Annotated in this window: 26 protein-coding genes and 1 other RNA gene; 12 read left to right on the plus strand and 15 right to left on the minus strand. The window is 62.9% G+C overall.

What is annotated here, in order from left to right; translation table 11 throughout:
• Positions 1–4: 4 nt before the first annotated feature.
• Positions 5–1,216, minus strand: coding sequence for an RsmB/NOP family class I SAM-dependent RNA methyltransferase (locus AC3WR3_RS16310; RefSeq protein WP_492292333.1), 1,212 nt, complete (start codon positions 1,214–1,216; stop codon positions 5–7).
• A 211-nt stretch (positions 1,217–1,427) separates the two neighbouring features.
• Here AC3WR3_RS16310 and AC3WR3_RS16315 point away from each other — a divergent pair, with 211 nt between their 5' ends.
• The 4 genes from AC3WR3_RS16315 to AC3WR3_RS16330 all read left to right on the plus strand — a co-directional run bounded on the left by AC3WR3_RS16315 (position 1,428) and on the right by AC3WR3_RS16330 (position 5,486).
• On the plus strand, positions 1,428–3,404 hold the full coding sequence (locus AC3WR3_RS16315; RefSeq protein ID WP_492292335.1) for a reprolysin-like metallopeptidase: 1,977 nt from the start codon (positions 1,428–1,430) through the stop codon (positions 3,402–3,404).
• Positions 3,401–3,724 (plus strand): hypothetical protein, encoded by a 324-nt coding sequence (locus tag AC3WR3_RS16320; RefSeq protein ID WP_492292337.1) that lies wholly within the window; start codon positions 3,401–3,403, stop codon positions 3,722–3,724. The genes AC3WR3_RS16315 and AC3WR3_RS16320 overlap by 4 nt, the downstream gene beginning before the upstream one ends.
• A gap of 164 nt (positions 3,725–3,888) precedes the next feature.
• Entirely contained in the window at positions 3,889–4,527 is a 639-nt protein-coding gene (gene pdxH / locus AC3WR3_RS16325; protein ID WP_139435254.1) for a pyridoxamine 5'-phosphate oxidase, read from the plus strand.
• Positions 4,527–5,486, plus strand: coding sequence for a LysR substrate-binding domain-containing protein (locus AC3WR3_RS16330; RefSeq protein ID WP_139435252.1), 960 nt, complete (start codon positions 4,527–4,529; stop codon positions 5,484–5,486). The genes pdxH and AC3WR3_RS16330 overlap by 1 nt, the downstream gene beginning before the upstream one ends.
• Before the next feature lie 123 nt (positions 5,487–5,609).
• Here the strand turns inward: AC3WR3_RS16330 and AC3WR3_RS16335 are convergent, their stop codons facing one another.
• Genes AC3WR3_RS16335 through AC3WR3_RS16345 form a run of 3 tightly spaced genes read right to left on the minus strand, consistent with a single transcriptional unit; the run spans position 5,610 to position 8,055 of the window.
• Entirely contained in the window at positions 5,610–6,791 is a 1,182-nt protein-coding gene (locus AC3WR3_RS16335) for a M20 metallopeptidase family protein (RefSeq protein ID WP_492292339.1), read from the minus strand.
• Entirely contained in the window at positions 6,791–7,240 is a 450-nt protein-coding gene (locus AC3WR3_RS16340; RefSeq protein WP_139435248.1) for a hypothetical protein, read from the minus strand. The genes AC3WR3_RS16335 and AC3WR3_RS16340 overlap by 1 nt, the downstream gene beginning before the upstream one ends.
• Entirely contained in the window at positions 7,237–8,055 is an 819-nt protein-coding gene (locus AC3WR3_RS16345; protein WP_139435246.1) for a DUF3100 domain-containing protein, read from the minus strand. Before AC3WR3_RS16345 ends, AC3WR3_RS16340 begins: the two co-directional genes overlap by 4 nt.
• Before the next feature lie 219 nt (positions 8,056–8,274).
• Here AC3WR3_RS16345 and AC3WR3_RS16350 point away from each other — a divergent pair, with 219 nt between their 5' ends.
• The gene (locus AC3WR3_RS16350) at positions 8,275–9,489 is read left to right on the plus strand and encodes a GNAT family N-acetyltransferase (RefSeq protein WP_492292342.1); all 1,215 of its coding nucleotides are present in this window, start codon (positions 8,275–8,277) and stop codon (positions 9,487–9,489) included.
• Positions 9,490–9,650: 161 nt separating this feature from the next.
• Positions 9,651–10,157, plus strand: coding sequence for a GNAT family N-acetyltransferase (locus AC3WR3_RS16355; protein WP_139435242.1), 507 nt, complete (start codon positions 9,651–9,653; stop codon positions 10,155–10,157).
• Positions 10,158–10,216: 59 nt separating this feature from the next.
• Here AC3WR3_RS16355 and AC3WR3_RS16360 read toward each other — a convergent pair whose 3' ends face one another.
• On the minus strand, positions 10,217–10,717 hold the full coding sequence (locus AC3WR3_RS16360; protein WP_202046392.1) for an SRPBCC family protein: 501 nt from the start codon (positions 10,715–10,717) through the stop codon (positions 10,217–10,219).
• Between the two features lie 182 nt (positions 10,718–10,899).
• Between AC3WR3_RS16360 and AC3WR3_RS16365 the strand changes: the two genes are divergently transcribed.
• Positions 10,900–11,331 (plus strand): GNAT family N-acetyltransferase, encoded by a 432-nt coding sequence (locus AC3WR3_RS16365; protein WP_171269249.1) that lies wholly within the window; start codon positions 10,900–10,902, stop codon positions 11,329–11,331.
• 144 nt (positions 11,332–11,475) lie between these two features.
• Here the strand turns inward: AC3WR3_RS16365 and ssrA are convergent.
• Together ssrA and smpB are read right to left on the minus strand one after the other, a co-directional pair.
• Positions 11,476–11,835: a transfer-messenger RNA gene (gene ssrA, locus AC3WR3_RS16370) on the minus strand.
• Between the two features lie 122 nt (positions 11,836–11,957).
• Positions 11,958–12,446: an SsrA-binding protein SmpB gene (smpB, locus tag AC3WR3_RS16375; RefSeq protein WP_041206169.1), complete on the minus strand. Its 489-nt coding sequence runs from the start codon at positions 12,444–12,446 to the stop codon at positions 11,958–11,960.
• A gap of 240 nt (positions 12,447–12,686) precedes the next feature.
• Between smpB and AC3WR3_RS16380 the strand changes: the two genes are divergently transcribed.
• Positions 12,687–13,121 carry an SRPBCC family protein gene (locus AC3WR3_RS16380; RefSeq protein WP_139435216.1) on the plus strand — a complete coding sequence of 145 codons (435 nt, stop codon included), beginning with the start codon at positions 12,687–12,689 and terminating at the stop codon, positions 13,119–13,121.
• Complete coding sequence (locus AC3WR3_RS16385) at positions 13,114–13,473, plus strand: RnfH family protein (protein ID WP_139435214.1); 360 nt, start codon at positions 13,114–13,116, stop codon at positions 13,471–13,473. The genes AC3WR3_RS16380 and AC3WR3_RS16385 overlap by 8 nt, the downstream gene beginning before the upstream one ends.
• An 88-nt stretch (positions 13,474–13,561) precedes the next feature.
• On the opposite strand, the gene AC3WR3_RS16390 is transcribed toward AC3WR3_RS16385, so the two are convergent.
• The 3 genes from AC3WR3_RS16390 to yiaY all read right to left on the minus strand — a co-directional run bounded on the left by AC3WR3_RS16390 (position 13,562) and on the right by yiaY (position 15,954).
• Entirely contained in the window at positions 13,562–14,203 is a 642-nt protein-coding gene (locus tag AC3WR3_RS16390; protein WP_492292347.1) for an NAD(P)H-binding protein, read from the minus strand.
• A 125-nt stretch (positions 14,204–14,328) separates the two neighbouring features.
• Entirely contained in the window at positions 14,329–14,667 is a 339-nt protein-coding gene (locus AC3WR3_RS16395; protein ID WP_005325779.1) for an outer membrane protein assembly factor BamE, read from the minus strand.
• Between the two features lie 135 nt (positions 14,668–14,802).
• Complete coding sequence (gene yiaY, locus AC3WR3_RS16400; protein WP_492292349.1) at positions 14,803–15,954, minus strand: L-threonine dehydrogenase; 1,152 nt, start codon at positions 15,952–15,954, stop codon at positions 14,803–14,805.
• A gap of 392 nt (positions 15,955–16,346) precedes the next feature.
• Here yiaY and udp point away from each other — a divergent pair, with 392 nt between their 5' ends.
• Complete coding sequence (gene udp / locus AC3WR3_RS16405; RefSeq protein ID WP_265436746.1) at positions 16,347–17,102, plus strand: uridine phosphorylase; 756 nt, start codon at positions 16,347–16,349, stop codon at positions 17,100–17,102.
• A gap of 128 nt (positions 17,103–17,230) precedes the next feature.
• Here the strand turns inward: udp and AC3WR3_RS16410 are convergent, their stop codons facing one another.
• Positions 17,231–17,959 carry an RluA family pseudouridine synthase gene (locus AC3WR3_RS16410; RefSeq protein WP_492292351.1) on the minus strand — a complete coding sequence of 243 codons (729 nt, stop codon included), beginning with the start codon at positions 17,957–17,959 and terminating at the stop codon, positions 17,231–17,233.
• A 174-nt stretch (positions 17,960–18,133) separates the two neighbouring features.
• Between AC3WR3_RS16410 and rihA the strand changes: the two genes are divergently transcribed.
• Together rihA and AC3WR3_RS16420 are read left to right on the plus strand one after the other, a co-directional pair.
• Positions 18,134–19,069 carry a pyrimidine-specific ribonucleoside hydrolase RihA gene (gene rihA / locus AC3WR3_RS16415; RefSeq protein WP_492292353.1) on the plus strand — a complete coding sequence of 312 codons (936 nt, stop codon included), beginning with the start codon at positions 18,134–18,136 and terminating at the stop codon, positions 19,067–19,069.
• A 29-nt stretch (positions 19,070–19,098) separates the two neighbouring features.
• Complete coding sequence (locus AC3WR3_RS16420; protein ID WP_202046377.1) at positions 19,099–19,569, plus strand: hypothetical protein; 471 nt, start codon at positions 19,099–19,101, stop codon at positions 19,567–19,569.
• 124 nt (positions 19,570–19,693) lie between these two features.
• Here AC3WR3_RS16420 and AC3WR3_RS16425 read toward each other — a convergent pair whose 3' ends face one another.
• The 4 genes from AC3WR3_RS16425 to AC3WR3_RS16440 all read right to left on the minus strand — a co-directional run bounded on the left by AC3WR3_RS16425 (position 19,694) and on the right by AC3WR3_RS16440 (position 22,844).
• Positions 19,694–20,137 carry a hypothetical protein gene (locus AC3WR3_RS16425; protein ID WP_492292355.1) on the minus strand — a complete coding sequence of 148 codons (444 nt, stop codon included), beginning with the start codon at positions 20,135–20,137 and terminating at the stop codon, positions 19,694–19,696.
• A gap of 67 nt (positions 20,138–20,204) precedes the next feature.
• Positions 20,205–20,501: a winged helix-turn-helix domain-containing protein gene (locus tag AC3WR3_RS16430; RefSeq protein WP_139435200.1), complete on the minus strand. Its 297-nt coding sequence runs from the start codon at positions 20,499–20,501 to the stop codon at positions 20,205–20,207.
• A 31-nt stretch (positions 20,502–20,532) separates the two neighbouring features.
• The gene (locus AC3WR3_RS16435) at positions 20,533–21,063 is read right to left on the minus strand and encodes a DUF1523 family protein (RefSeq protein WP_139435198.1); all 531 of its coding nucleotides are present in this window, start codon (positions 21,061–21,063) and stop codon (positions 20,533–20,535) included.
• A 158-nt stretch (positions 21,064–21,221) separates the two neighbouring features.
• Positions 21,222–22,844, minus strand: a complete 1,623-nt coding sequence (locus tag AC3WR3_RS16440) for a methyl-accepting chemotaxis protein (protein WP_492292358.1) — start codon at positions 22,842–22,844, stop codon at positions 21,222–21,224.
• Positions 22,845–22,986: the final 142 nt, after the last annotated feature.

Raw genomic sequence — 22,986 nt, forward strand, 5'->3', positions numbered from 1 at the left:
GTTCTCAGCCGATGCGCTCGATCCGTGCCATGTAGAAACCGTCGAAGCCGGTCTCTGAGGGGCTGACGGTGTGGTCATCCCGCAGGCGATAGTTCTCGTTGGCCGCGAGGAACTTGTCCACCTGCTGGCGGTTCTCCTCTGGCAGGATGGAGCAGGTTGCATAGACCAGCAGGCCGCCCACCTTCACCATCTGGCTGTAACGCTGCAGTATCTCTTCTTGCAGCGCGACCAGCACCGGCAGGCGCTCGGCGGTGTCGCGCCACTTGGCATCCGGATTGCGCTTGAGCACGCCAAGACCGGAGCAGGGCACGTCCAGCAGCACGCGATCGGCGCTCTCCTTGAGGCGCTTGACGGTCTTGCTGCTGGTGATGACACGGGTCTCCACGTTGTGGGCACCGGCGCGGCGGGCGCGCTGCTTGAGGTTCTCCAGCTTCCACTCTTCCACGTCCATCGCCAGCAGGCGGCCCTTGCCTTCCATCATGGCGGCGATGTGCAGTGTCTTGCCACCGGCACCGGCGCAGGCGTCGATGACCCGCATGCCCGGGGTCACTTCCAGGGCGGCGGCGACCAGCTGGGAGCCGGCATCCTGCTGCTCGAAGCAGCCATCGGCAAAGGCCTTGGTGCGGAACAGGGCGGCATCCGAGGTGACCTGCAGGGCTGTATCAACACCGTCAACCGGAATGGTGGTGACATGCTCTTTGGCCAGTATGGCCTGCAGCTCTTCCCGGGTGCACTTGAGGGTGTTGACCCGCAGGTAGCGCTTGGGCATCCAGGCCAGGGCGGCACGCTCGGCAGGCCAGGTCTCCCCCAGCTGCTCGTTGCCCAGCTTCTCCAGCCAGGCCGGGCAACCGTCCATCAGCACCGGGTTCTTTTTGGCCTCGGTCAGACGGCGACGGAATGCCTCTTCGTTGAAGCGATCCAGGGTCGGGTTGTTGGGCTGGGCAATCTTGTGGAAGGCGTGCCAGCTGTGCAGCAGCGGCCAGACATTCTTTTCGGCCTGACGGACCTGAATGCCGGTCAGGAAGCAATAGAGGCTGAGACGACGCAGCAGGTCGCCGGTGACCAGGGCAATCCTTGCCTGTTCTTGCGGTTTGAGTTCGATGCCGGAGAAGTGACGGGCATAAGCGCGGTCCAGGGTGAGACCCTGACCGAGTACATCGTCAACGATGGCAACGACCAGATCCCCGAAACGGGGCAACAGTGGGGATTTGAGCATGAGATTAACCTTGGCCAAAAAAGGATGAACCGGCCCGTGACACAGGAGGGTTCTGAAACGGACAAATCCGCGCCATGATAGGGGCTAGACTGCATTGGTGCAACCGTCCCCATTCGGGGAATGTACAGAGGATGGGGCTGGACTTCTCACCCTGGCAGGAAAATGATGCTGAGGCAGTTCAGGCGAACGCATGGAAAAAGGAATAACAAAGATGCAGTTGATGAAATACTCTCCGCTGGCGTTGCTGGTGGCTGGTCTGATGAACGCCACCGGCCTGGCCGCCAGTGAGTGGAATACGGTGGCGGCGCGGGCCACCGCCGCCGATGGCTATGAGGTGCGGGCCAGCCAATATCGCATTGCCACTGTGCCGGCCGATCACTTCGCCGGTTTGCAGGGAGGGGAGCCCCGACTGACCCTGCCGCTGCCGGATGGCAAGGAGGTGACCTTCAACCTGCAGGCCTATGATCTGCTGCCATCGGATCTCGCCGCCAGGTATCCCGGCATTCTGGCATTCAAGGGGTATGACGAGTCCAACCCGATGGAGACGGGACGCTTCGATCTCGGTCCCCAGGGGTTCCACGCCATGTTCAGCCACCAGGGCCGCATGGTGTTCGTGGACCCGCTCAGAAACGGTGAAGGCTACGCCATCTATTACCAGCAGGATGCCCACAGCCGGCTGGAGGAAGAGGCAGACAGGGTCATCGGCTCCCAGGCCAAGACGCTGGCCCGTCAGGTCCTGGTGGATGGCAACGAGCGCAAGCGCTACGTCATCGCCATCTCGGCGGCGGGGGAGTACACCCAGTATCACGGTGGCACCGTAGAGGCGGGTCTCGGCGCCATCGCCACCCTGCTCAACCGGGTCAACGAGGTGTACCAGCGTGACGTCGCCGCCGAGTTCCAGCTCGCCAGCGGCAACGACACCATTATTTATACGGATACTGCTGCCGACCCCTTCCAGAACGATGACGGTGACATAGATGCCAACGTCCTCGTGCAGCAGCAGGCACAGACCCAGGCAGGCACCAGGCTTGGCCCCTTCGACATAGGGCACGTGGTCAACACCGGGGGCGGCGGCCTGGCGGGGCTGGGGGTGCTCTGCACCGCGGAGAAATCGGCGGGCATGACGGGCTCCCCGGATCCGGTGGGGGATGCCTTCTTCATCGACTACGTGGCCCACGAGATCGGTCACCAGTTCGGCGCCGACCACACCTTCAACGGCACCACAGGCAGCTGTGGCGGTGGCAACCGTGAGGCCAGCCAGGCCTGGGAGCCCGGCAGCGGCAGCTCTATCATGGCCTACGCGGGGATCTGCGGGGAGGAGAACCTGCAGGCCAACAGCCTGCCCTACTTCCACAGCAAGTCCATCGAGCAGATGCGGGCCCACATGGCCACGGTCGCGAGCTGCGGCACTCCCCAGCGCCTGACCAACAACGCGCCCCAGGTCGCCGCTGGCAACGACTATGTGATCCCGGCCAACACCCCCTTCGTGCTCAAGGGCGCCGGGGCGGATCTGGATCAGGATCCCCTGAGTTACACCTGGGAGCAGATCGATCTCGGCACCGAGTCCTTCAGCGTCGCCAGCATGGTGGACGACGGCAGTCGCCCGCTGTTTCGCTTCGTGGCGCCGACCGCGTTGCCGGAGCGCACCCTGCCAAGCCTGCCCTCCCTGCTCACCAACACCCTGGCGAAGGGGGAGGCCTGGCCTGCCACCAACCGGGATCTCAACTTCCGTCTCACGGCGCGGGATGGCAAGGGCGGTGTCGCCAGTGACGACATGAAGATCCAGGTGGTCAACACCGGCAAGGCCTTTGCCCTGACCAGCCCGCTGGTGACCCCGCTCGGAGCCGGCGCCAGCCAGACCATCAGCTGGGACGTGGCCGGCACCAACGCGGCCCCCATCAACTGCAGCAAGGTGGATCTCTCCCTGACCCGGGACGAGGGGGTGAGCTGGACCCTGCTCGCCAGCGGCCAGCCCAACTCGGGCTCGGCCAGCGTCACCATACCCGCTGGCAACGACGGCACCGCCAGGCTGAAGGTGGCCTGCAGTGACAACCTCTTCTTCGCCATCAGCCCGCTCAAGCTGTCGGTGACCCAGCGTGGGGAAGAGGGCGGCGGTGGTGGCGGTGGCGCCCTCGGCTTCTGGACCCTGGCCCTGGCGCTGCTGGGCTGGCAACGGAGGCGGGCATGAGGCTGGCCGGCGTGCTGCTGCTCGCCCTGCTCGGCGGCTGTCAGGCCGATGCCGACACCCTGGATCAGGCGGTCAGTGACAGCCTGGCCAGGCAGGACTACCGGCTGATAGTGCGGGCCGGTCGTGGCGAGGTGGCACCCGGCATCGCGGCGGATCAGCAGGCGGCGGCCAAGGCCCGCTGTGGCGTGCGCTACCTGGAGGGGCTCGGCGATGTCATCAAGCCGGATCAGAAGGAGGCCCACGCCAGGCTGAGCGCCTATGCGGCGGAATATAACCGGCAAATGCTGGCCCATTGCCCGCCGGTTGACGGCAAACCATAGGCAGGCGGCAAGCTGCCGGCAGAAAAAGGGAGGCACAGGCCTCCCTTTGTGTTTCTGGTGCCGGCATTTGGCCTCCCCCAGGCTTGTACCCATGGCGTGCTCGTCGCACAATGCCTGCACCCATAGCCGCAGGGGCGGCAAAGAAAGAGAGAAGGAAAATCAAGATGATGGATGTGGCTGATCTGCGTCGTGAATACACCAGGGGCGGACTGCACCGGGCCGATCTGCCGGCCGAACCTCTCGCCCTGTTCGAGAAGTGGCTGGCCCAGGCGTGCGAGGCCAGGCTGACCGACCCCACCGCCATGGTGGTGGGCACAGTGGATGCCGACGGCCAGCCCTGGCAGCGTACCGTGCTGCTCAAGCACTACGATGCCGAAGGCATGGTGTTCTACACCAACATGGGCAGCCGCAAGGCGCATCAGCTGGAGGGCAACCCCCGCATCAGCCTGCTCTTCCCCTGGCACCCCCTGGACAGACAGGTGCACGTGACCGGCCGGGTGGAGAAGATGAGCACCTTCGAGGTGATGAAGTACTTCCACAGCCGTCCCAAGGATAGCCAGATAGCCGCCTGGGTCTCCAAGCAGTCGACCCGCATCTCGGCCCGCGGCGTGCTGGAGGCCAAGTTCCTGGAGCTCAAGCAGAAGTTTGCCAATGGCGAGGTGCCGCTGCCGAGCTTCTGGGGCGGTTTCCGGGTGCGGATCGAGACGGTGGAGTTCTGGCAGGGGGGCGAGCATCGCCTGCACGATCGCTTCTACTACACCCGCGAGGGGGATGGCTGGCACATAGAGCGACTGGCCCCCTGATGAACATCGCCAGGCTCAAGAACTTCACCGAGATAGTGAAGAACAACTTCAACATCTCGGCGACGGCAGAGAAGCTCTACACCTCCCAGCCGACCCTCAGCAAGCAGATGAAGATGCTGGAAGACGAGCTGGGGCTGGCGCTCTTCACCCGCAAGGGCAAGAACCTGGTGGGCCTGACCCTCATGGGGGAGCAGGTGATGGAGCTGGCCAAGGGGGTGGTGGCCCAGGTGGAACAGATTGGCCAGCTCTCCCTTGGGGATCAGCTGGCCACCAGCGGGGTGCTGCGCATCGCCACTACCCACACCATGGCCCGCTACAAGCTGCCGTCGGTCATTACGGAATTCTCTCGCCGCTACCCCGAGGTCAGCATACAGCTGCATCAGGGGGCGCCGGCCCAGCTGGCGCAGATGGTGCAAAACGGGGATGTGGAGATGGCCATCGCCACCGAGTCCATGCACCTGTTCGACGAGCTGGCGACCGTGCCCTGTTACCGCTGGGGACGCGGCGTTGTGGTGCCCCACGGTCATCCGCTGCTCGACTGTCAGCCCCTGGCCATGGCGGATCTGGCCCGTTATCCCCTCATCACCTATGTGTTCGGCTTCACCGGTCGCTCCAAGATGGACAAGGCGTTCGGTCGTCATGGCCTCAGCCCCCGCATAGTGCTGACCGCCACCGACAGCGACATCATCAAGCACTATGTGCGCCTCGGCATGGGGGTCGGGGTGATCGCCACCTCGGCGTTCGACGAGGGAGACAGGGAGAGCCTGGTCTGCCTCAACATCGATCACCTGATCGCCTCGAGCGTGGCCCATGTCTGCCTGCGCAGGCATGCCCACCTGAGGGACTACATGTATGACTTTATCCACCTCTATGCCCCCCACGTGAGCCGTGAGACGGTGCAGCTGGCGCTGCTCAACCAGGGGACGCCAGCCCCGTCGACGACCCTGCCCTGGTTGTAGCGCCGGATCCGTGCTGCGGCCCTGAACGACAGAGACAACTAGCCGGGGCTGCGATGCAGCGCGAAATGGCAGAGGTAAAAAAAGAGAGGCCATTGGCCTCTCTTTTTTACTTCCGTCGGGTGACTAGGCTGCCCTGGTCGCCAGATTGACAAAGATCTGGGCTCCCACCAGCAGACAGTCATCGTCCAGGTAATAGGGATTGGCGTGCAGGTAGTTGCAGATCCCCTTGGCCTGGCAGCCGCTGCCGAGGAAGAACATGGCCCCCTTGCGATCCGGGGTGGCGTTGATCATGTAGCTGAAGTCCTCGCTGCCGGTCATGGGCTGGCCCTGTGCATTGATGCCATCGGCGGGCAGCACGCCGGCGGCGGCTTGCAGCAAGCGCTCGCAGGCCTCGGCGTGGTTCTCCACCGCCGGGTAGCCGGCATGGACCATGGTGGTCTTGAAGCCGCGCAGCTCGCTCTGGGCGATGATGTCCCTGAAGCTGTTTTTCAGGATCTGGTCGGTCTCGGCGTCCATGGCGCGGATGGTGCCACGGGCCTGCACATGATCGGCGACTGCATTGGGGATGGTGCCGCCGTTGATCATGCCGCAACCAAAGACCGCCGGGCTGAACGGACTGGTGCGCTTGGCGACTATGTAGTCCATGTCCTCGATGATCCGCACCGCCTCGCGGATGGCATCCAGCCCCTTGTGGGGGGTGGAGCCGTGGGCGGAGATGCCGTGCACATCCAGGGTCCAGGCGGAGCCCCAGGAGGACATGACCCCCTGGTTGAACTTGATGGTGCCGGTCTCCATGGCGCCGTCGTTATGCAGGGCATAGACCTCGTCCACCCCCTTCATGCAGCCCAGTTCCACCATCTTCTCGGCACCCGGTACTCGCATGTCCTCCTCCGCCATCTGGAAGATAAAGCGGACGTTGTAGCGCAGCCGCTCTTGGTGCCCTGCCAGGAATTTTGCGGTGGTCAGGGCGATCGCCATATGGGAGTCGTGGCCGCAGTTGTGGGCCATCCCCTCATGGGTGGACTTGAACGCCACCTCGCTCATGTCGTGCATCTCCAGGCCATCCATGTCGGCCCGAAACGCTATGGTGGGCAGCGCAGGGTCTATGTGCAGATCCCCGTGAAAACCGGTGAAGCCGGGATACAGGGTGATCTGGTAGCCGAACTCTTCCATCAATCCCCGGCAGTAGGCGGAGGTCTTGAACTCGGCCCCGGAGTATTCCGGGATGCGGTGCAGGTGGTGGCGAACCTCGTGGCTGAAGTCGCGCAGGGCAAGCAGGTCAGGTTCGATATGGTAGTGGTTCATCAGATGATCCCTTGAATGGAGAAACCGAGCTGGGCAACCAGGGAGGCGCCGAAGAAGCAGCAGGTGGAGACGATCATGAAGATGAGGATCACCTTCCACGACATCTTCTTGAGCTCCTCGAGCTGACCGCCCACCGAGAGACCGGCAAAGGCCAGCAGCGGCACGCAGCAGGAGAGGAAGGAGATCCTGGCCACGGCGTCGATGAAGAGGCCGCGCACCGGGGTCTCGGGCAGGCAGATGAGGATGCCGATGATGGTGGCATAGGCGAAGGCCGGCAAGGACGAGGGCAGATAGCGCTTGGCCACCAGGGAGGCGAACACCACCAGGGACATGGCGACGAAGCTGTCACCCATAAGCCAGAGCGGGGTGCCCGTGGTCAGGGTCTGGGTGAACATGGCCAGCAGGATCGCCAGGAAGACGAAGCGCATATCCATCACGATGCTTTTCATGCTTTCTCTCCTTTGGTAGAGATGGCGAAGATCTTCTCGGCAAGCGGCAGCCCCAGATAGGTGAGGGAGAGCGCGCCCAAGGCGGAGGAGAGCAGGTTGGAGGCGGCGGCTATGCTCAGCACCTGCTGGGCCAGCGCCTCGTCGAGGCCGTTGATCAGGGCGCCGGAGGCGGCGCTCAGCATGGAGCCTGAGCCCACGCCGGAGCCGGCGGCCAGGGCCAGGGGGTGCAGGCCGGTGAGGGGCGCTATGCTGCCGAGCACGCTGAACCAGAGGGTGCCGATGACGGAGCCGCACAGGTAGATGGCGAGCACCCCTATGTACTCCTGGGAGCCGGTGCCGAACCTGCCCTGGATCACCGCAACCGAGGGTTCACGGCTGATGGAGGAGCAGGCCCCGATGGCGCGGCGGCCAAAGCCGAACTTCACCGCCAGCGGAATGGCGATGAGGATGGGCAGCAGGTTGCCTATCTCCTGCAGGAAGAGCGGCACGCCGACGCTCAGGATCATCTTGAGGTTGGGGATGATCATGCCCGCATACTGGGTGCCCAGGATCAGCAGGCTGAAGCCCACCATCTTGCCGCAGAAGCCCTCTTCCTTCTCGCCAAAGAGGCGCTTCCAGCCGGGGATACGATCCTTGACGGGCTTGGCGGAGACCATCATGCCGATGATGACGGCAAAGAGCATGGGCAGTATGGGGATGATGGCGATGCCTATCCTGATCTCCTGTTTCCCGATGAGGTACTGGGCCACGAAGATCAGCAGGGCGGTCGCCAGGGTACTGACTAACACCGTTTTGAGTGGGCTGGTTTGCTGCATAGTGTGTTCTCTTGTTATGCGTTGTCATTCACGAGCGGCGCCGGCCGCAGCGAGATGGGGGCATGATAGGAAGGGCAGGGGGGCATTAATGTGACCGCCATCAAGCTGGCCATATGGCATTTTTTCATGGGGTATGCCGTTTAACCACGCTAAAGATATGGGTTAACAAACCATTAGCAGCCGGTTATGCTGCGCCGTTCGACGGTCGCAGGGGGAAGCATGGAACTGTTGATAGAAGAGGCGCTCTGGCAGCCTCGCTGGCAGGGGGCGCTGCAGGGGTGGCAGGGGCAGGGCAACCGTTGGCAGTTGCTGCGCGGCAGGGGCGGCGAGCAAGGGGCAGTGACCCCTGCGCCCTGGGCCAGCTGCCCGCCCGACGGCATCCTCTCGGCCAGCGGCTTGCTCGCCGTCTGGCTGGGGGAGGATGAGTCGCCCCTCATGACGGCGGACCCGAGCCGCCAGATCCTGATCTCGGCCTCCAGCGTCCTCCTGACCCTGGCCAAGGAGAGCGGCCTGCTCACCCTGGGGCCCAATGGGGCGGACATGCGCCTTGGCGCCGATGGGGATCTGGCCGCCGCACTGCAACGCCTGCTGGCCCGGCGCCTGACCACGCCCCTGCTGCGTGAACCCGGGGGTGCAGCCTCCCCGGCCCTGGTGCTGCGGCCGCTGCAAGCCACCGACGAGCCGGCCATACTGCGCTACTGCTCGGATGCGGCGCTTGCCCGCTACACCCTCAACATCCCCCACCCCTATCCACCGGAGGCGGCCCGCGACTGGCTCGCCATGAGCGGGCGCAAGGCCGCCCTCGGGCTGGGGCGGACCTGGGCCCTGACATTGCCCCCAGGTGATGAGCCGGCCCCTCTGCTCGGGGTCATCTCCCTGCACTGGCACGGCGAGCTGGCCTGGTGGGTGGGTGTCCCTTGGCAAAACCGCGGGCTGGCCACCCGGGCGGGACGGCTGGTCAGGGCCTTTGCCTTCGAGCAGCTGCGCCTGCCCGCCCTGACCGCCCGCCACATGTCGGGCAACCTGGCCTCCGGCCGGGTGATGGCCAAGCTCGGCATGCGCCATTGCGGTCGGCGGCCCGGGTCGGCACGCCAACCCGCTGAACTGGATCATTGGCGGCTGGATCGCCCGCCGCACCTGCCGGACGGCCTCAAGGGGGCGCTGGCCCCCTGGCTCGAAGACGATCGGGTGGCGGTGGCCATCCTCCATGAGGACGAGATCGGGGGGCAGGAGGTGGCGCTCTTCATGGAAGGAACCGAGGCGAGCGGCGAGCGGCGCCTCCCCGCAGGGCTGACGGTCAGGTGCTATCCGCTCGACTGGCTGGCGCCTGAGGCTCCCGGAGTGCAGGCCCATGGTGGCGGCGTCCTGCTCAAGGACAGGGGCGAGCTTGGCCTCGGGTATCTGCTGCGATTGCTGGGGGAGCCTGGTGCTTGATGCTGGCGAAGCCGGTGGGAAGAAGGTGCATGGCGACGCTTTGTGCACGAATGGCCATTCGTTTTCCTGAGTCAGCCCTCCCATTTTCGGATAAAGGCACTCAAGTCCGGGGCCACTTCTGTGAAATAATGGCCGCCCTGCTGTACGAGGAGTAACCCTGTATGTTGAGAACCGAGCGTCCCGGCGACATGCTGCCAGTCTACGAGCTGGTGAGTGCCGCCTTTGGTCGTCCCGACGAGGCCGAACTGGTCAATCGCCTGCGCGAGTGTGGGGCCGCCGTGGTCACCATGGTCGAGGAGGAAGAGTACGAGTTCATGGGGCACCTGATGCTGAGCCCGATCACCATTGATGGCCAGGAAGGTCCCTGGCTCGGGCTGGCGCCGGTGGCCGTCCATCCGGACTGGCAGGGGCAGGGCATAGGCTCGGATCTGGTGCGGGAAGGGCTGGATACGGCGCTGGAGATGGACTGGAAGGCGGTGGTGGTGCTCGGTGATCCGGCTTACTATGGCCGCTTCGGCTTCAGGCCCGCCAGCGACTTCGGCCTGCACTGCATCTACGAGGTGCCCGCCGACTGCTTCATGGCGATGGAGCTGCAGCCCGGGGGACTGGCCGGCCTGCGGGGGGAGGTGCTCTACCACCCCCTGTTCGACGAAGAGCCGGTGGAATAACCGCCTGAATGCCATAGAAAAAGGACCCGTACAGGGTCCTTTTTCATTTCAATCCCCCCTCACTGGGCCAGGGATTTCAACTGCTGTTTGCCCGGCGGGTTGTTCCAGTCGATGGGGCCGTGGGTGAAGCGATACTGCAACCTTGGCAGACTGAGCTCCAGCCACTCCTCCCTGAAGTAGGCATAGCCCAGGTCCCAATCCGGGTCATTGGCCCAGCCGGTTTGCAGGAAATAGAGCCGGGTGCCCTGACCCTCGGGCACGAAGCGCAGGCTGACCTGGGTCTTCTGCTGACGGATATGGGGAAACTGGGGCGGGAAATTCCAGCTGAAGCTGAGCAAGTCATGGGGCATGACCGCCATCACCCGGCACCCTTCACTGCCGCGCTCCCCGAGCGGGGCTTCTGGCCTGAAATAGATTTCGAAAGGACCGTTGGGTTCCGGCACCATCAGACACTCCGGCGCCAGGAAGCTGCGCAGACCGCTCTCCGTGGTCCAGGCCCGCCAGACATCGTCGATATGGGCGGGTACCAGAATACTGCCTTCTATTTGCTTGTTATCCATAAATCAGTGAACCTCAAACCAGTCATGGACGGGACCCAGGCAGTATAGCCCCTAAGGCGATAAAATAGGCAGCCCTGCGTCACAGCATCACGTATTCAAGGGGGTCCATATTGCCGATTTGACAGCGCGGCGGGATCCATCGAGAGTGGGAGGCAGTGAGCAGGCAAATCAAGGATGTCTTCATGATCAGAATGATGCGAGATGCAGATGAACCCATGCTGGCGCAACTGTTCCTCAAGGGGAGGCGGCAGGCCTTTCATTGGGTCGAGCCCTCTCTGTTTAGGCTGGAGGATTTTGCCGAGCAGACCCGGGGTGAGCAGATCTGGGTGGCGGAGAAGGGCGGTACCCCCTGCGGATTTGTCTCCATCTGGGGTCAAGACAGTTTCGTGCATCACCTCTATGTGGTGGCCGACTGGCATGGGCAGGGAATGGGGCGGGCCTTGCTGGCCGCCGGGCTGGCCGGACACAAGCCCCCGGCATCCCTCAAGGTGGCCACCCGCAACACCACGGCGCTGGCGTTCTATCACCGGCTGGGTTGGGAAAATACCGATGAAACGGGGCACTGTGACATCACGGGCCCCTGGCGCAGACTGGTCCTGACATCCGGCGACTAGTCTCCCTCGCGAGGACGCCCTCTGCCACGGCAGAGGGCGGCATCAGCCCTCCACAGCCCCCGACCAGGTTGCCAGTGCCAGCTCAGACATGAACGCAAGCCATAAAAAAGGCCACTTCCTGCGAAGTGGCCTTTTCCAAACGTTTGGTGGAGCTGGGGGGATTTGAACCCCCGTCCAAAATTACTACATCCTCGGTACTACATGCTTAGTCACTCTTTACATTCGCCAACACGCTGCGGAGAGACACGCCACGCATTGACTAGCTCGATTGGTTTTAATGCTTCCGCCCCGAGCAGGACTTCCACACGATCCTGTGAAGGATGACCTTCCAATTCCCTAGGACACAGGCAAGCTAGGGGAGAAGGGCTCAGCGCAGGTTATTAAGCTGCGAGTGCGTAGTTTTCGTCGTTTGCGACTATTTTTTTGCGGTTTGTTAACGAGGCCTACCGCACCTCGGCATGCACCTTGGGTTTCGTGAATCTTGTCGAATCCAGAATCAGCCCCAAGTTGTCAAAAGCGATTGTACGCAAAAATCCTGCTATGGCAAGGCGTTGATGGCAATCGACCGGCACGGGCCGGTCGATTGCTGGTTTATTGGTCGCCGCACGGGCGCTGGCGGCGCACAATCAACCGCGGTTCTTGTTCTTCATGATGCGGGCCTTCTCCCGGTCCCATTCCCGGGCCTTGGTGTCTTCCCGCTTGTCGTGTTCTTTCTTGCCCTTCACCAGGCCGATCTCGACCTTGACCCAGCACTCTTTCCAGTAGAGCGCCAGCGGCACTATGGTGTAGCCCTGGCGGGCAACCAGGCTCTCGAGCTTGTCGAGCTCACGGCGGCTCAGCAGCAGCTTGCGGGTGCGGGTTGGGTCACACACCACGTGGCTGGAGGCGGCGTTCAGCGGCAGGAAGCTGGAGCCGAACAGGAAGGCTTCGCCCTGCAGGAAGATGACATAGGCTTCGCTGATGTTGGCCTTGCCCGCCCGCAGGGATTTGACTTCCCACCCTTGCAGGGACAGACCGGCTTCCACGCGCTCTTCGATGAAGTACTCGTGACGGGCGGTTCTGTTGAGTGCAATGGTGCTGGACCCGGCTTTGTTTTTACTGTTCTTTTTGCTCATGACGGGGGCCTTCGGCAATGTTTAGGAAGGCGCATTATACGTGGGTGGCGGCGGCTGTAAAACGTGCAACCACTCGAGTGGCGGCTTTGTGAGCAGTTCGGTGATGTTTTTGGCTGGCAAGGTGGTGTAAAGCTGGTCATCAGGGGCGGCAATTGCGCGCGTGGCGGCCAGGTGAGCAGTTTCGGCGGTGATTTTGGCTGACAAGGTGATAAAATCGGCCCGATTGGATGAGGAAAGCCCATGCCCCGTATTACTCGCAGTGCCCTGGTGATGTTCAGCGCGGAACAGATGTTCCGTCTGGTCAACGATGTTCACGCTTATCCCGAGTTTCTGCCCGGTTGTGTCGGCAGCCGCGTTCACGAGACGGGTGAGGACTACATGATGGCCTCGGTGGATGTGGCCAAGGCGGGCATCGCCAAGACTTTTACCACCCGCAACCAGCTCGATACCAATCGACGAATCAAGATGGAGCTGGTGGAAGGTCCCTTCAAGACGCTGGCGGGCTGGTGGACCTTCACGCCGCTGGACGTGGATGCCTGCAAAGTGGAGTTCGATCTCGACTTTGAATTTACCTCCAAGCTGATCGAGCTGGCCTTTGGCCAGATCTTCCGTGACCTGGTGAGTTCCATGGTGCTCGCCTTCTCCAACCGCGCCAAGGTGGTCTACGGTGTCTGATCTGCTCAATATCGAAGTCGCCTATGCCCTGCCCGAGCGACAAACCGTGCTGTGCATCCGGGTGGCCCCGGGCACCAGCGTGCTGGCTGCCATCGAGCAGTCCGGCATAGTGCAGAAGCACCCGGAGATCGATCTCTCGGTCAACAAGTTCGGCATCTACAGCCGTCCGGTCAAGGGGAGCGAGCCGGTGCAGGACGGGGATCGCATCGAGATCTACCGCCCCCTCATCGCCGATCCCAAGGAGATGCGCAAGAAGCGGGCCGAGAAGGCCAAGGAAGAGGGGCGGGCCGACGTGGTCACCGGCGGGCGCCCCGACGTGCACCGCAAGCGGGACGACGGCGAATCAGCTTGATGCGGGGAAGACCGAGCAATGAAAAGAGGCGCCATGGCGCCTCTTTTCTATTGGATGTTTTACCACAGGGGCTGCACTGGCCTGGGCCTTACAGGGTGAGCAGCCGCTCGTTCTGCACTATCTCTACCCCTACCCCCTGAGCCTGGTTGGCGAGCACCGTCATGGCATGGGCCACCTGGCTCGCCTCTATGGCCTGCCAGCGCCTGAGGGGCCCCTGCAGCAGGGGCTTTATGCAGGGATAGATGGCCTGAACTAGCTGCTCGGAGCGGCGTGGAGGCTCGCGATGGCCGAGCAGCATGGCGGGGCGCAGTATGACGAGTCGCTGCCACGCCTGGGCCAGCAAGGCCTGCTCCATCTCGCCCTTGGTGCGGGGATAGAGGGCGGGAGCGCGCGGGTTGGCCCCCAGGCTGGAGACGACCAGCAGGCGCCGGCAGCCGTGGCGGCGGGCGAGGGCGGCAAAGGCCAGCACATAGTCGTGATCGACCCGGCGAAAGGCCGCATCGGAGCCGGCGTCCTTGCGGGTGGTGCCGAGGCAGCAGAAGGCCATGTCGACGGGGCCGGGCAGCGCCACCTCGTCGAGGTGTTCGAAGTTCACCGGCAGCCAGTGCCGGTTGGGGGCGGCCTCGCCCGGCTGGCGGCAGAGCAGGGTCAGCTGGTGCTCGGGGCCGAGCTGGCGGATGAGGGCCTGGCCGATCAGGCCGGTTGCCCCGGCGATCAGGATCTGGCTCATGTGATCTCCTTGAGGGGATGATGAGGGGCGTTGACGTCCTTGATCATGGTTCAGGGAGCGCCCCTGCGAAACCCGATCGGAGGCCAGACAAGAGAAAACCGGCCTTGGCCGGTTTTATGATGCTGTCAGAGCGGGGTGGTGAAGGCGGCGGGGAGGGGGAAGTCACCCGTGGCGGTGGCGAGTCTGTCACCCACGAAGTTCAGGGTCAGCTCCTTGCGCTCCTTGTCACCACGACCTGGCTGGAACTCATAGAGATAGTACCAGGTGTTGGGGTCAAAGCCGTCGCGCAGCATGGGAGAACCCAGCACGAACTCGACCTGCTCGCGGGTCATGCCCTGGCGCAGCTTGTCGACCTGCTTTTGTTCCACATAGTTGCCCTGAGGAATATCGATGCGATAGACCAGGCTGCAACCGGACAGGGTGAGGGCGGTCAGGGCCGCGGCAATCAGGTGTTTCATCCGCATATCGGGTTCAGATCATCCATACAGTCTTTTTTAGCTCGGCAAATCATACCCACTCCCCGTGCGGAAGTAAAAAGCCATTGATCCTCCTGCCAATAAAAAGGGCCGCGTGGCGGCCCTGACACACAACGGCGCGTCTCACATGGCGGCGCGGAAGATGGCGACTATCTCCTCATGGCTTGCCTGTCTGGGGTTGGTGAAGCCGCAGGCATCTTTCAGGGCGTTGCTGGCCAGGATGTCGAAGTCATCGGCCCTGACCCCGAGCTGCTCCAGCCCGGCCGGGATCTTCACATCCAGCGCCAGCTGCTTGATGGCGGCAATCGCCGCCTCGGCACCCTGCGCGTCGCCCATGGCGCTCACGTCCACCCCCATGTGGCGGGCCACCTCCTTGAGGCGAGCGGCGCTCACCCGGGCGTTGTAGGCCTGCACATGGGGCAGCAGCACGGCGTTGCAGACCCCGTGGGGCAGATCATAGAAACCGCCGAGCTGGTGGGCCATGGCGTGTACATAGCCGAGGCTGGCGTTGTTGAACGCCATGCCGGCCAGGAACTGGGCGTAGGCCATCTGCTCGCGGGCCTGCAGGTTGTCCCCCTGGTTGACGGCGGTACGCAGGTGCTTGGCAATCAGCTCGATGGCCATCACGGCGCTGGCATCGGTGACCGGGGTGGCGGCGGTGGAGACATAGGCCTCGATGGCGTGGGTCAGGGCATCCATGCCGGTGGCGGCGGTGAGACCGGCGGGTTTGGCCAGCATCAGCTCGGGATCGTTGACCGACATCAGCGGGGTGACGTGCTTGTCGATGATGGCCATCTTCACCTGACGGGTCTCGTCGGTGATGATGCAGAAGCGGGTCATCTCGGAGGCGGTACCGGCCGTGGTGTTGATGGCGATGAGCGGCAGCTGTGGCCTGGCGGAGCAGTCCACCCCTTCGTAATCCTGGATGCTGCCCCCGTTGGTGGCCACCAGGGCGATGCCCTTGGCGCAGTCATGGGGGGAGCCGCCCCCCAGCGAGATGACGCAGTCGCAGCCATGGGCCTTGATCATGGCCAGACCCGATTCCACGTTGCTCATGGTGGGGTTCGGCCTGGTGTCGTCGAAAACTGCACTTTCAATGCCATGTTCTGCCAGCAGGCTGGTGAGCCTGGTGACCACCCCTATCTGGTTGAGGATCTTGTCGGTGACGATCAGCGCCTTGCGAAAGCCATGACCCTGGATGTCGGCCGCCGCTTCTTGCAGGCAGCCCGCCCCCATCAGGTTGACCGCGGGAATGTAGAACTTGAATGTCGCCATGGTGAACTCCGTTTGATTAGCCATTAAGTGGTATACGGGCGTCAACATAACAGCGTCAGAGGGGATGAAAAGGGGTCAATGGTATCTGATTGGCAACTTTATGGACTCGTTCACGGACCGAAAAACCGGGGCCAGACGGGGATTGACAAGGGCGCTTGCCTCTTGTTCGGTGTAAAAACGTTTTTCAAGAAATTCATCAAGTTAGCAAACGTTTTGCCTGTTTTTTAGCGCCTCGGATGCGCGGAAGTGTGAAGCGCGTCAAGGAATTGGAAAGCGCTTTCGACCATAGTTGGCGCCTTCCCCGATGGAGGGAAACAGGCTCGAAAATACCATAAAGAATCACCTTAACTGCGCTCGGCTGCGAGGCGGCGGGATGCAACCAGGAGTCCACTATGTCTGATGTATTTCACTTGGGTTTGAAGAAAGCGGATCTGCAAGGCGCCACCCTGGCGATCGTTCCCGGTGACCCCGAGCGCGTGAAGCGCATCGCAGAGCTGTTGGACAACCCTGTGCACCTGGCCAGCCATCGTGAGTTCACTACCTGGCGCGGCGAGATGGACGGCAAGGCCGTGATCATCTGCTCCACCGGCATCGGCGGCCCGTCCACCTCCATCGCGGTGGAAGAGCTGGCCCAGCTGGGTATCCGCACCTTCCTGCGCATCGGCACCACAGGCGCCATCCAGCCGCACCTGAACGTGGGCGACGTGATCGTCACCACAGGCTCGGTGCGCCTCGACGGTGCCAGCCTGCACTTTGCACCCATGGAGTTCCCGGCCGTGGCCGACTTCGAGTGCACCACTGCGCTGGTCAACACCGCCAAGGAGCTGGGCTCCACCCTGCACGTGGGTGTGACTGCCTCTTCCGACACCTTCTACCCGGGTCAGGAGCGCTACGACACCGTATCCGGCCGCGTAGTGAGCCGTTTCCAGGGTTCCATGAAAGAGTGGCAAGCCATGGGCGTGCTGAACTACGAGATGGAGTCTGCCACCCTGCTGACCATGTGCTCCAGCCAGGGCCTGCGCGCCGGCATGGTAGCCGGTGTCATCGTGAACCGTACCCAGCAGGAAATCCCGAACGCCGAAACCATGGCGAGAACCGAATCTGATGCCATCAAGATCGTGCTGGGCGCCGCCCGCAAGCTGATCTGATAGCACCACCACGAGTGGGGGGTGGGGGCCGTTGCGAAAGCGCGGCCCCTATCTTTATCCGCCGTTTGCCCTGTTCCCCTTTGCCTCTCTGTTTTTCCTCCCAATCCGTTTGATGTCGGCCAACGTCCCTAGAAGGGGGCGGCACACTTGACGGCCATCGGCTCGCCGCTCACCGGATGCACGAAATCCAGCGCGCTGGCATGCAGCATCAGCCGTGGCGCCTGCTCGCAACCCGGCAGCACCAGACCGCCGTAGAGATCGCAGCCGAGTATGGGATGACCCAGCCACTGGCTGTGGATGCGCAGCTGATGGGTGCGGCCTGTCTCCGGCACTAGGCTGACCCGGGTCAATGGCAAGGGCTCGCCCCTCGCGCCCTCGCGCACCAGTCGCTCCACCACCCGATAGCGGGAGCGGGCGGGCTTGCCGCTGGCGCAGATCTTCATCAGCGGGAAGATCGCCGGATCCTTGGCGATGGGGGCCTCGATCACCCCCTCATCGTCCGCCAGATGGCCGCACAGCAGGGCGTCATAGGCCTTGCTCACGGTGCGCTGGCTGAACTGCTGGCACAGCATCCCGTTGATGCCCTTGTCTCTGGCCACCACCATGAGACCCGAGGTGCCAAAGTCGAGGCGGTGCACCAGGGTGCAGCCGGGGTAATCCTGCACCAGCCGATAATGCACCGAGTCGAGGTTCTGCGGGTTCTTGCCCGAGAGGCTCAGCAGGCCGCTCGGCTTGTTGATGAGCAGCAGGTGTTCATCCTCGAACAGGACCTCTATTTGGGCATTGCATGGGGGGGCGATAAAGGTATCGACGATAACAGACATGGGGCGCACGGGCTGGAAACGGGGGGCGATCATACTCCAAGCGGTGGCGCGGGGCGAATCGGCGTGAGCTGGCCTGGTCCTGCCTGGGGGGCCTGGTGGCAAGTGATTGATAATGCAGGACGATGCCGTTTTGTGACCCCTTCCCGAGTTCATTCGGCGCTGGCTTGCTAAGGTATGGCTCCCTGTCATGTCGTAAGGAGCCTCTCCATGGCGTTGCCCGTTATTCTCGATTGCGATCCCGGCCACGATGATGCCATCGCCCTTATCCTGGCGCTGGCGAGCCCAGAACTCAAGGTGCTGGCGGTGACCACCAGCGCGGGCAACCAGACCCCGGACAAGACCCTCAACAACGCCCTGCGCATCCTCACCCTGCTCGGTCGCCACGACATTCCGGTGGCGGCGGGGGCGCCCAAGCCGCTGATGCGCGAGCTTATCATCGCCGACAACGTGCACGGGGAGTCGGGCCTCGACGGCCCCACACTGCCGGATCCCGCCTTTGCGCCCCAGGCCATGACAGCCCTCGAGCTGATGGCCAAGTGCCTGCGCGAGAGCCCGGAGCCGGTCACCCTGGTGCCGACTGGTCCCCTCACCAATATCGCCCTGCTGCTGGCGGCCCACCCCGAGTTGAAATCCAGGATTGGCCGCATCGTCTTGATGGGCGGCGCGGCGGGGGCGGGCAACTGGACCCCGGCGGCGGAATTCAATATTTATGTGGACCCGGAAGCGGCCGATATGGTGTTCAGCGCCGGCATTCCCATCACCCTGTGCGGGCTGGATGTGACCCACCAGGCCCAGGTGATGGACGAGGATATAGCGCGGGTGCGTGCCATCCCCAGCCCGGTGGCCCAGTGCGTGGCGGACCTGCTCGACTTCTTCATGATCTACCATCGGGATCCCAAGTGGGGATTTGCTGGCGCGCCGCTCCATGACCCCTGTACCATCGCCTGGTTGCTGGCGCCGTCGCTGTTCCATGGGCAGGATTGCTGGGTCGGCATAGAGACCCAGGGCAGGCATACTGTGGGGATGACGGTGGTGGATCGCTACGGGCTCACCGGCAAACCGGCCAATGCGCGGGTGCTGCTGGGGCTGGACAGGGTCGGCTTCATCGATCTGCTGGTGGGGCGCCTAAGGGCATTTGACTAAGTTCTTCGACATCGGATAAGGGGTTGGGCATGTGGAAAGGGACGTTGGCACTGCTGACATGTATGCAATTGACGGCCTGTGCCACCCCCTTCGAGAGGATGTGGCAGGGACTGGCGACCTGCGATCTGGACGATCTCCATCTCGACAGCGAGAGCGGTGAGCCGTCCCACCCGCTGCTCAAGACCTTCACCCCCGACAAGACGTCAGACGGCTTCGCCTGGTACAAGACCCACCAGGAGCTTCATGGCCTGCCCATCACGGGCTTTCTGATCCCGGCTTCGACCTTCGAGGTGCACGCCCTGTTTGTGGATACCCCCATCGCCAATGCGCGCAGGCTGACCCACAACGCCTACGGCAGCGAGTTTGCCGACGAGCAGAAGCACGACAGGGGGGAGGCCCCCCTGCTGCTGCGCGATCCGGGCAACCCCAAGCGCTCCATCATCGACTGCACCCGGGGAGAGTCGGCAGAGCCGCTGCCGGAAGAGTCCTTCCCCGAATGAAGACTCTGTCGGCCGGGCCATTGCCGGGCTGACAAGATACAAGAAGGGCCAGCCTTGACGGCTGGCCCTTCTTTGTTGAAACGATAATGAGGTAGTAATGTTCGCATCATTGCGCCCAGTGAGGTTATTTCCCCCCCTTGACCATGTAACCAATAAAGCAAAGAAATAGTCCCACGACTGACCACAGGCCGAAGGCAAACAGTTTGGCAACTGCTTGGCCAAATGCTTCGGATGCCAACAACATGATCCCGCACATAGCACGACATGTATCACTGCCATTCGGTAGAGGTTGATGTCCGCTGAGAATGCTCGCACCGTAGAAAATGGCAAATATTCCAGACAGGAACAAAACCATGCCAATTGGTTTGAGGCTGAGCTTATGATCAGGGCTCAAACGCGTTTCCGTATGCTCTTTTAGTGCCAGCGTCAGAGCAAGGAGAAGTGCCACACAGCCAAGTAAAACGACAATGGCCGTGACGTCTGGGTCAGGCACAACAATGAGAGCCGCAATCGTAATACCTCCTGCGGCAAGAATCACAAGCTGCAAAATGATGCGTATAGCCTTCATCGGTACGTCCTGGGATTGGCCGGGAGGATCCTCATTAGTCGGTACATATCAGCGCTCAATCTCAGGATCAGGGATACCCCAACGTCCCCTTGATGACAGTCAATTGGGCCTTGATCCAGTCAGGATTGATGGGCCCCCAGTCGCTGATGCGGTAGTGACCCTGCAGGTGGCGAGCCCCCTCGGTCTGCTCGAAGGCGCAGCTGATATCGAGTTCGGCCAGGGCGCTCAGGGTATCCTGGGCGGTGCGCCTGGGCATGCCGGTGGCGGCCATGATGGCGGGCACCGTATCCGTGCCCTGGCTGATGAGGTGAGCCACGTAGAGGCGGCGATAGAAGCTGGTGCGGGTCTTGCTCGGTTCGCTCATTGCCCGTCTCCGCCTGATGCCGGTGTGCTCCTCATATCTCGTCCTCGAGACGGTCGAAGTAGCGCCAGGTGGCGATGGCGGCCTTGCCCATCACCAATGCCCAGACGCCGAACCAGAACCAGCGGAAGAAGCTCCAGGTGGAGGCATCGGGCTGGGTGCTCTCTATCTTGGTGACGTTGGGGAAGAGGGAGAACATGTTCACCCGCCAGCCGTAGGAGGTGATGATGGCCAGGCGCTTCTCGAACTCCATGGACTTGGCCTTGGCCTGGACGTCGGCGGCATTGAACTTGAAGTAGAAGGGCCAGCCCCAGCCGGTATCTTCATTGCGGAACACCCGGATCTTCTCGCCGGGACGCTCGGTGTAGATGTAATAGACGTCGGTGATGGGGCCGTCGGCCGGGTTCTTCTGGCTGATGGGACCATCCTTGTCGGTGCGCTTCACCTCGACCCCCGTGATGGTGGCTATGGTGTGTTCCGGCAGATAGAAATCGAGCCAGAGCGCGGAGAGCAGGGCGACGAGGCCCAGCGTGATAAAAGCGGGTTTCTTGAACTTCAGGCTCATGGTGTTCTCTGGGTGAGGGGGAATGACGTGCCTCTACCATACCCATATTTGCGGATGCAGCCCAGCCCCCAATGGCGCCTTGTGGGCAAAAAGCCGTTTTAAACACGAGGGGGCAGACCCCGGGGCGGAGCCCGGAGTCTGTCAACGAGAGGAGAGTATTACAGCTGGAACTGGGCGAGCTGCCTGCGCTGCTGCTCGGCGAGCTGTGACAGTTCGTGACTGGCGGCGGCGCTCTGGCTGATGCCGGCCACGTTCTGGTTCACTATCTCGTGGATGTTGGTGATGTTGCGGCTGATGTCGGCGGTGACACAGGATTGCTCCTCGGCGGCGGTGGCCACCTGGGCATTGGCGCCATTGATCTGGTTGACCGCCTCCGTGATGCCCCCCAGCAGCGCCTGCACCTCGGCGGAGAGACGCTGGTTGTGGCCGAGGATCTCCAGGGTCTCCTGCACGCCGCTGTTGGCGGAGAGGGACTGGCTCTGCAACTGCTCTATGATGACCTGGATCTCCTTGGTGGAATCCTGGGTCCGCGCCGCCAGCAGGCGCACCTCGTCGGCCACCACCGCAAAGCCTCGACCGGTTTCACCGGCGCGGGCGGCCTCGATGGCGGCGTTGAGCGCCAGCAGGTTGGTCTGCTCCGAGATGCTCTGGATCACCTCGATCACCTTGCCGATCTGCTCGGACTGGGACTTGAGCCGCGCGACCACGGTGGCGGCGTTCTCCAGGCTGCCGGTCATGCGACCGTTGGCCTGGATGCTCTCGGCAAACAGCGCCAGCCCCTGCTCGACCCGGCGGTTGGCGTCCCGTGCCAGCTCATCGGCCAGGGCGGCGTTGTGGTTGACGTTGTCCGCTGTGCTGGCCAGCTCGGTGACGGCGGAGGCCACCTGCTCGGTCTCGCTGCGCTGTTGCTGGGCGTTGGCCTCGGACTGGGTCATGACGGCAGCCAGCTCGGTGGCGGCGGAGGCCACGTTGCCGCTGATGCCGGTCAGGGCATGGATAGTGCTGCCAAGCTGGCTCAGGGTCTGGTTGATGTCCTTGGCCAGCTGGCCCAGCTCGTTGTTGCCTTCGGCCTTGGCGCGCACGTTGAAGCGACCGAGGGCGACGGCGTGCATCACCTCCTGCAACTGGCCTATGGGCTGGACGATGCGACCTGAGAGCCACCAGCCGCCGCAGAGCGCCGCGACCAGGGTGGCCCCCATCAGCAGCAGGGTCTGCAGCAGGGTGGCATGGTAGTGGGCCTGCTCCTGGGCTATCTCCTGCTGGATCAGCTGATTGATGTGGGCAGAGAGGGTGTCAATCTGCTTGATGAGCTGCTCCCCCAGCTCGCGAAAGCGCAGCCGGGACTGCTCATAGCCGGCGGGCTCGCCACTGCCTGCGTGCTTGGCGGCCAGCAGCGGCAGCATGTTGCTGCGGGTATGGCCGAGATAGGCCTGCAGGGCCGCGGCTACCTGACCGTTGTCTTGCTCGGCCCCCGGGATCACCAGCCGCGACAATATGGTGGCTATCTCCTGCTCGGCGGCGGAGAGCTGGCTCGGCAACTGGGCGAAGCGCGCCTGATCATAGAGGCCGTAGATGGCGTTGGTGCGCAGCCGGTAGGTGGCGTGGATCAGGGCGGCGATGTCGTCCTTGTGGCGGGTGACGCTGGCGGTGGTATCGTTCATGTCCTTGATGGCACCGTCTATCTCCTGCTTGCTGATCACGGCCATGAGCAGCATCAGCAGGCTGGCGAGCAGTAGTGGAATGAGAACTTGCAGACGAATGGACAGATTATTCAAAGACATGAAAGATCCTAACCCAAAAGAGGAGTGAGGCGGCATCTTACACAGGCGCGACAACTCTTGTCACAGGGTTTTTAATGCTGAATTCTTGCTGAAGGAAAAGGTTTTTCTTGTGTTAAAAGAGTGTGATAGGCAAGATCGACTG

The sequence above is a fragment of the Aeromonas sp. EU05-FHT14A05 genome (genome assembly GCF_058791175.1).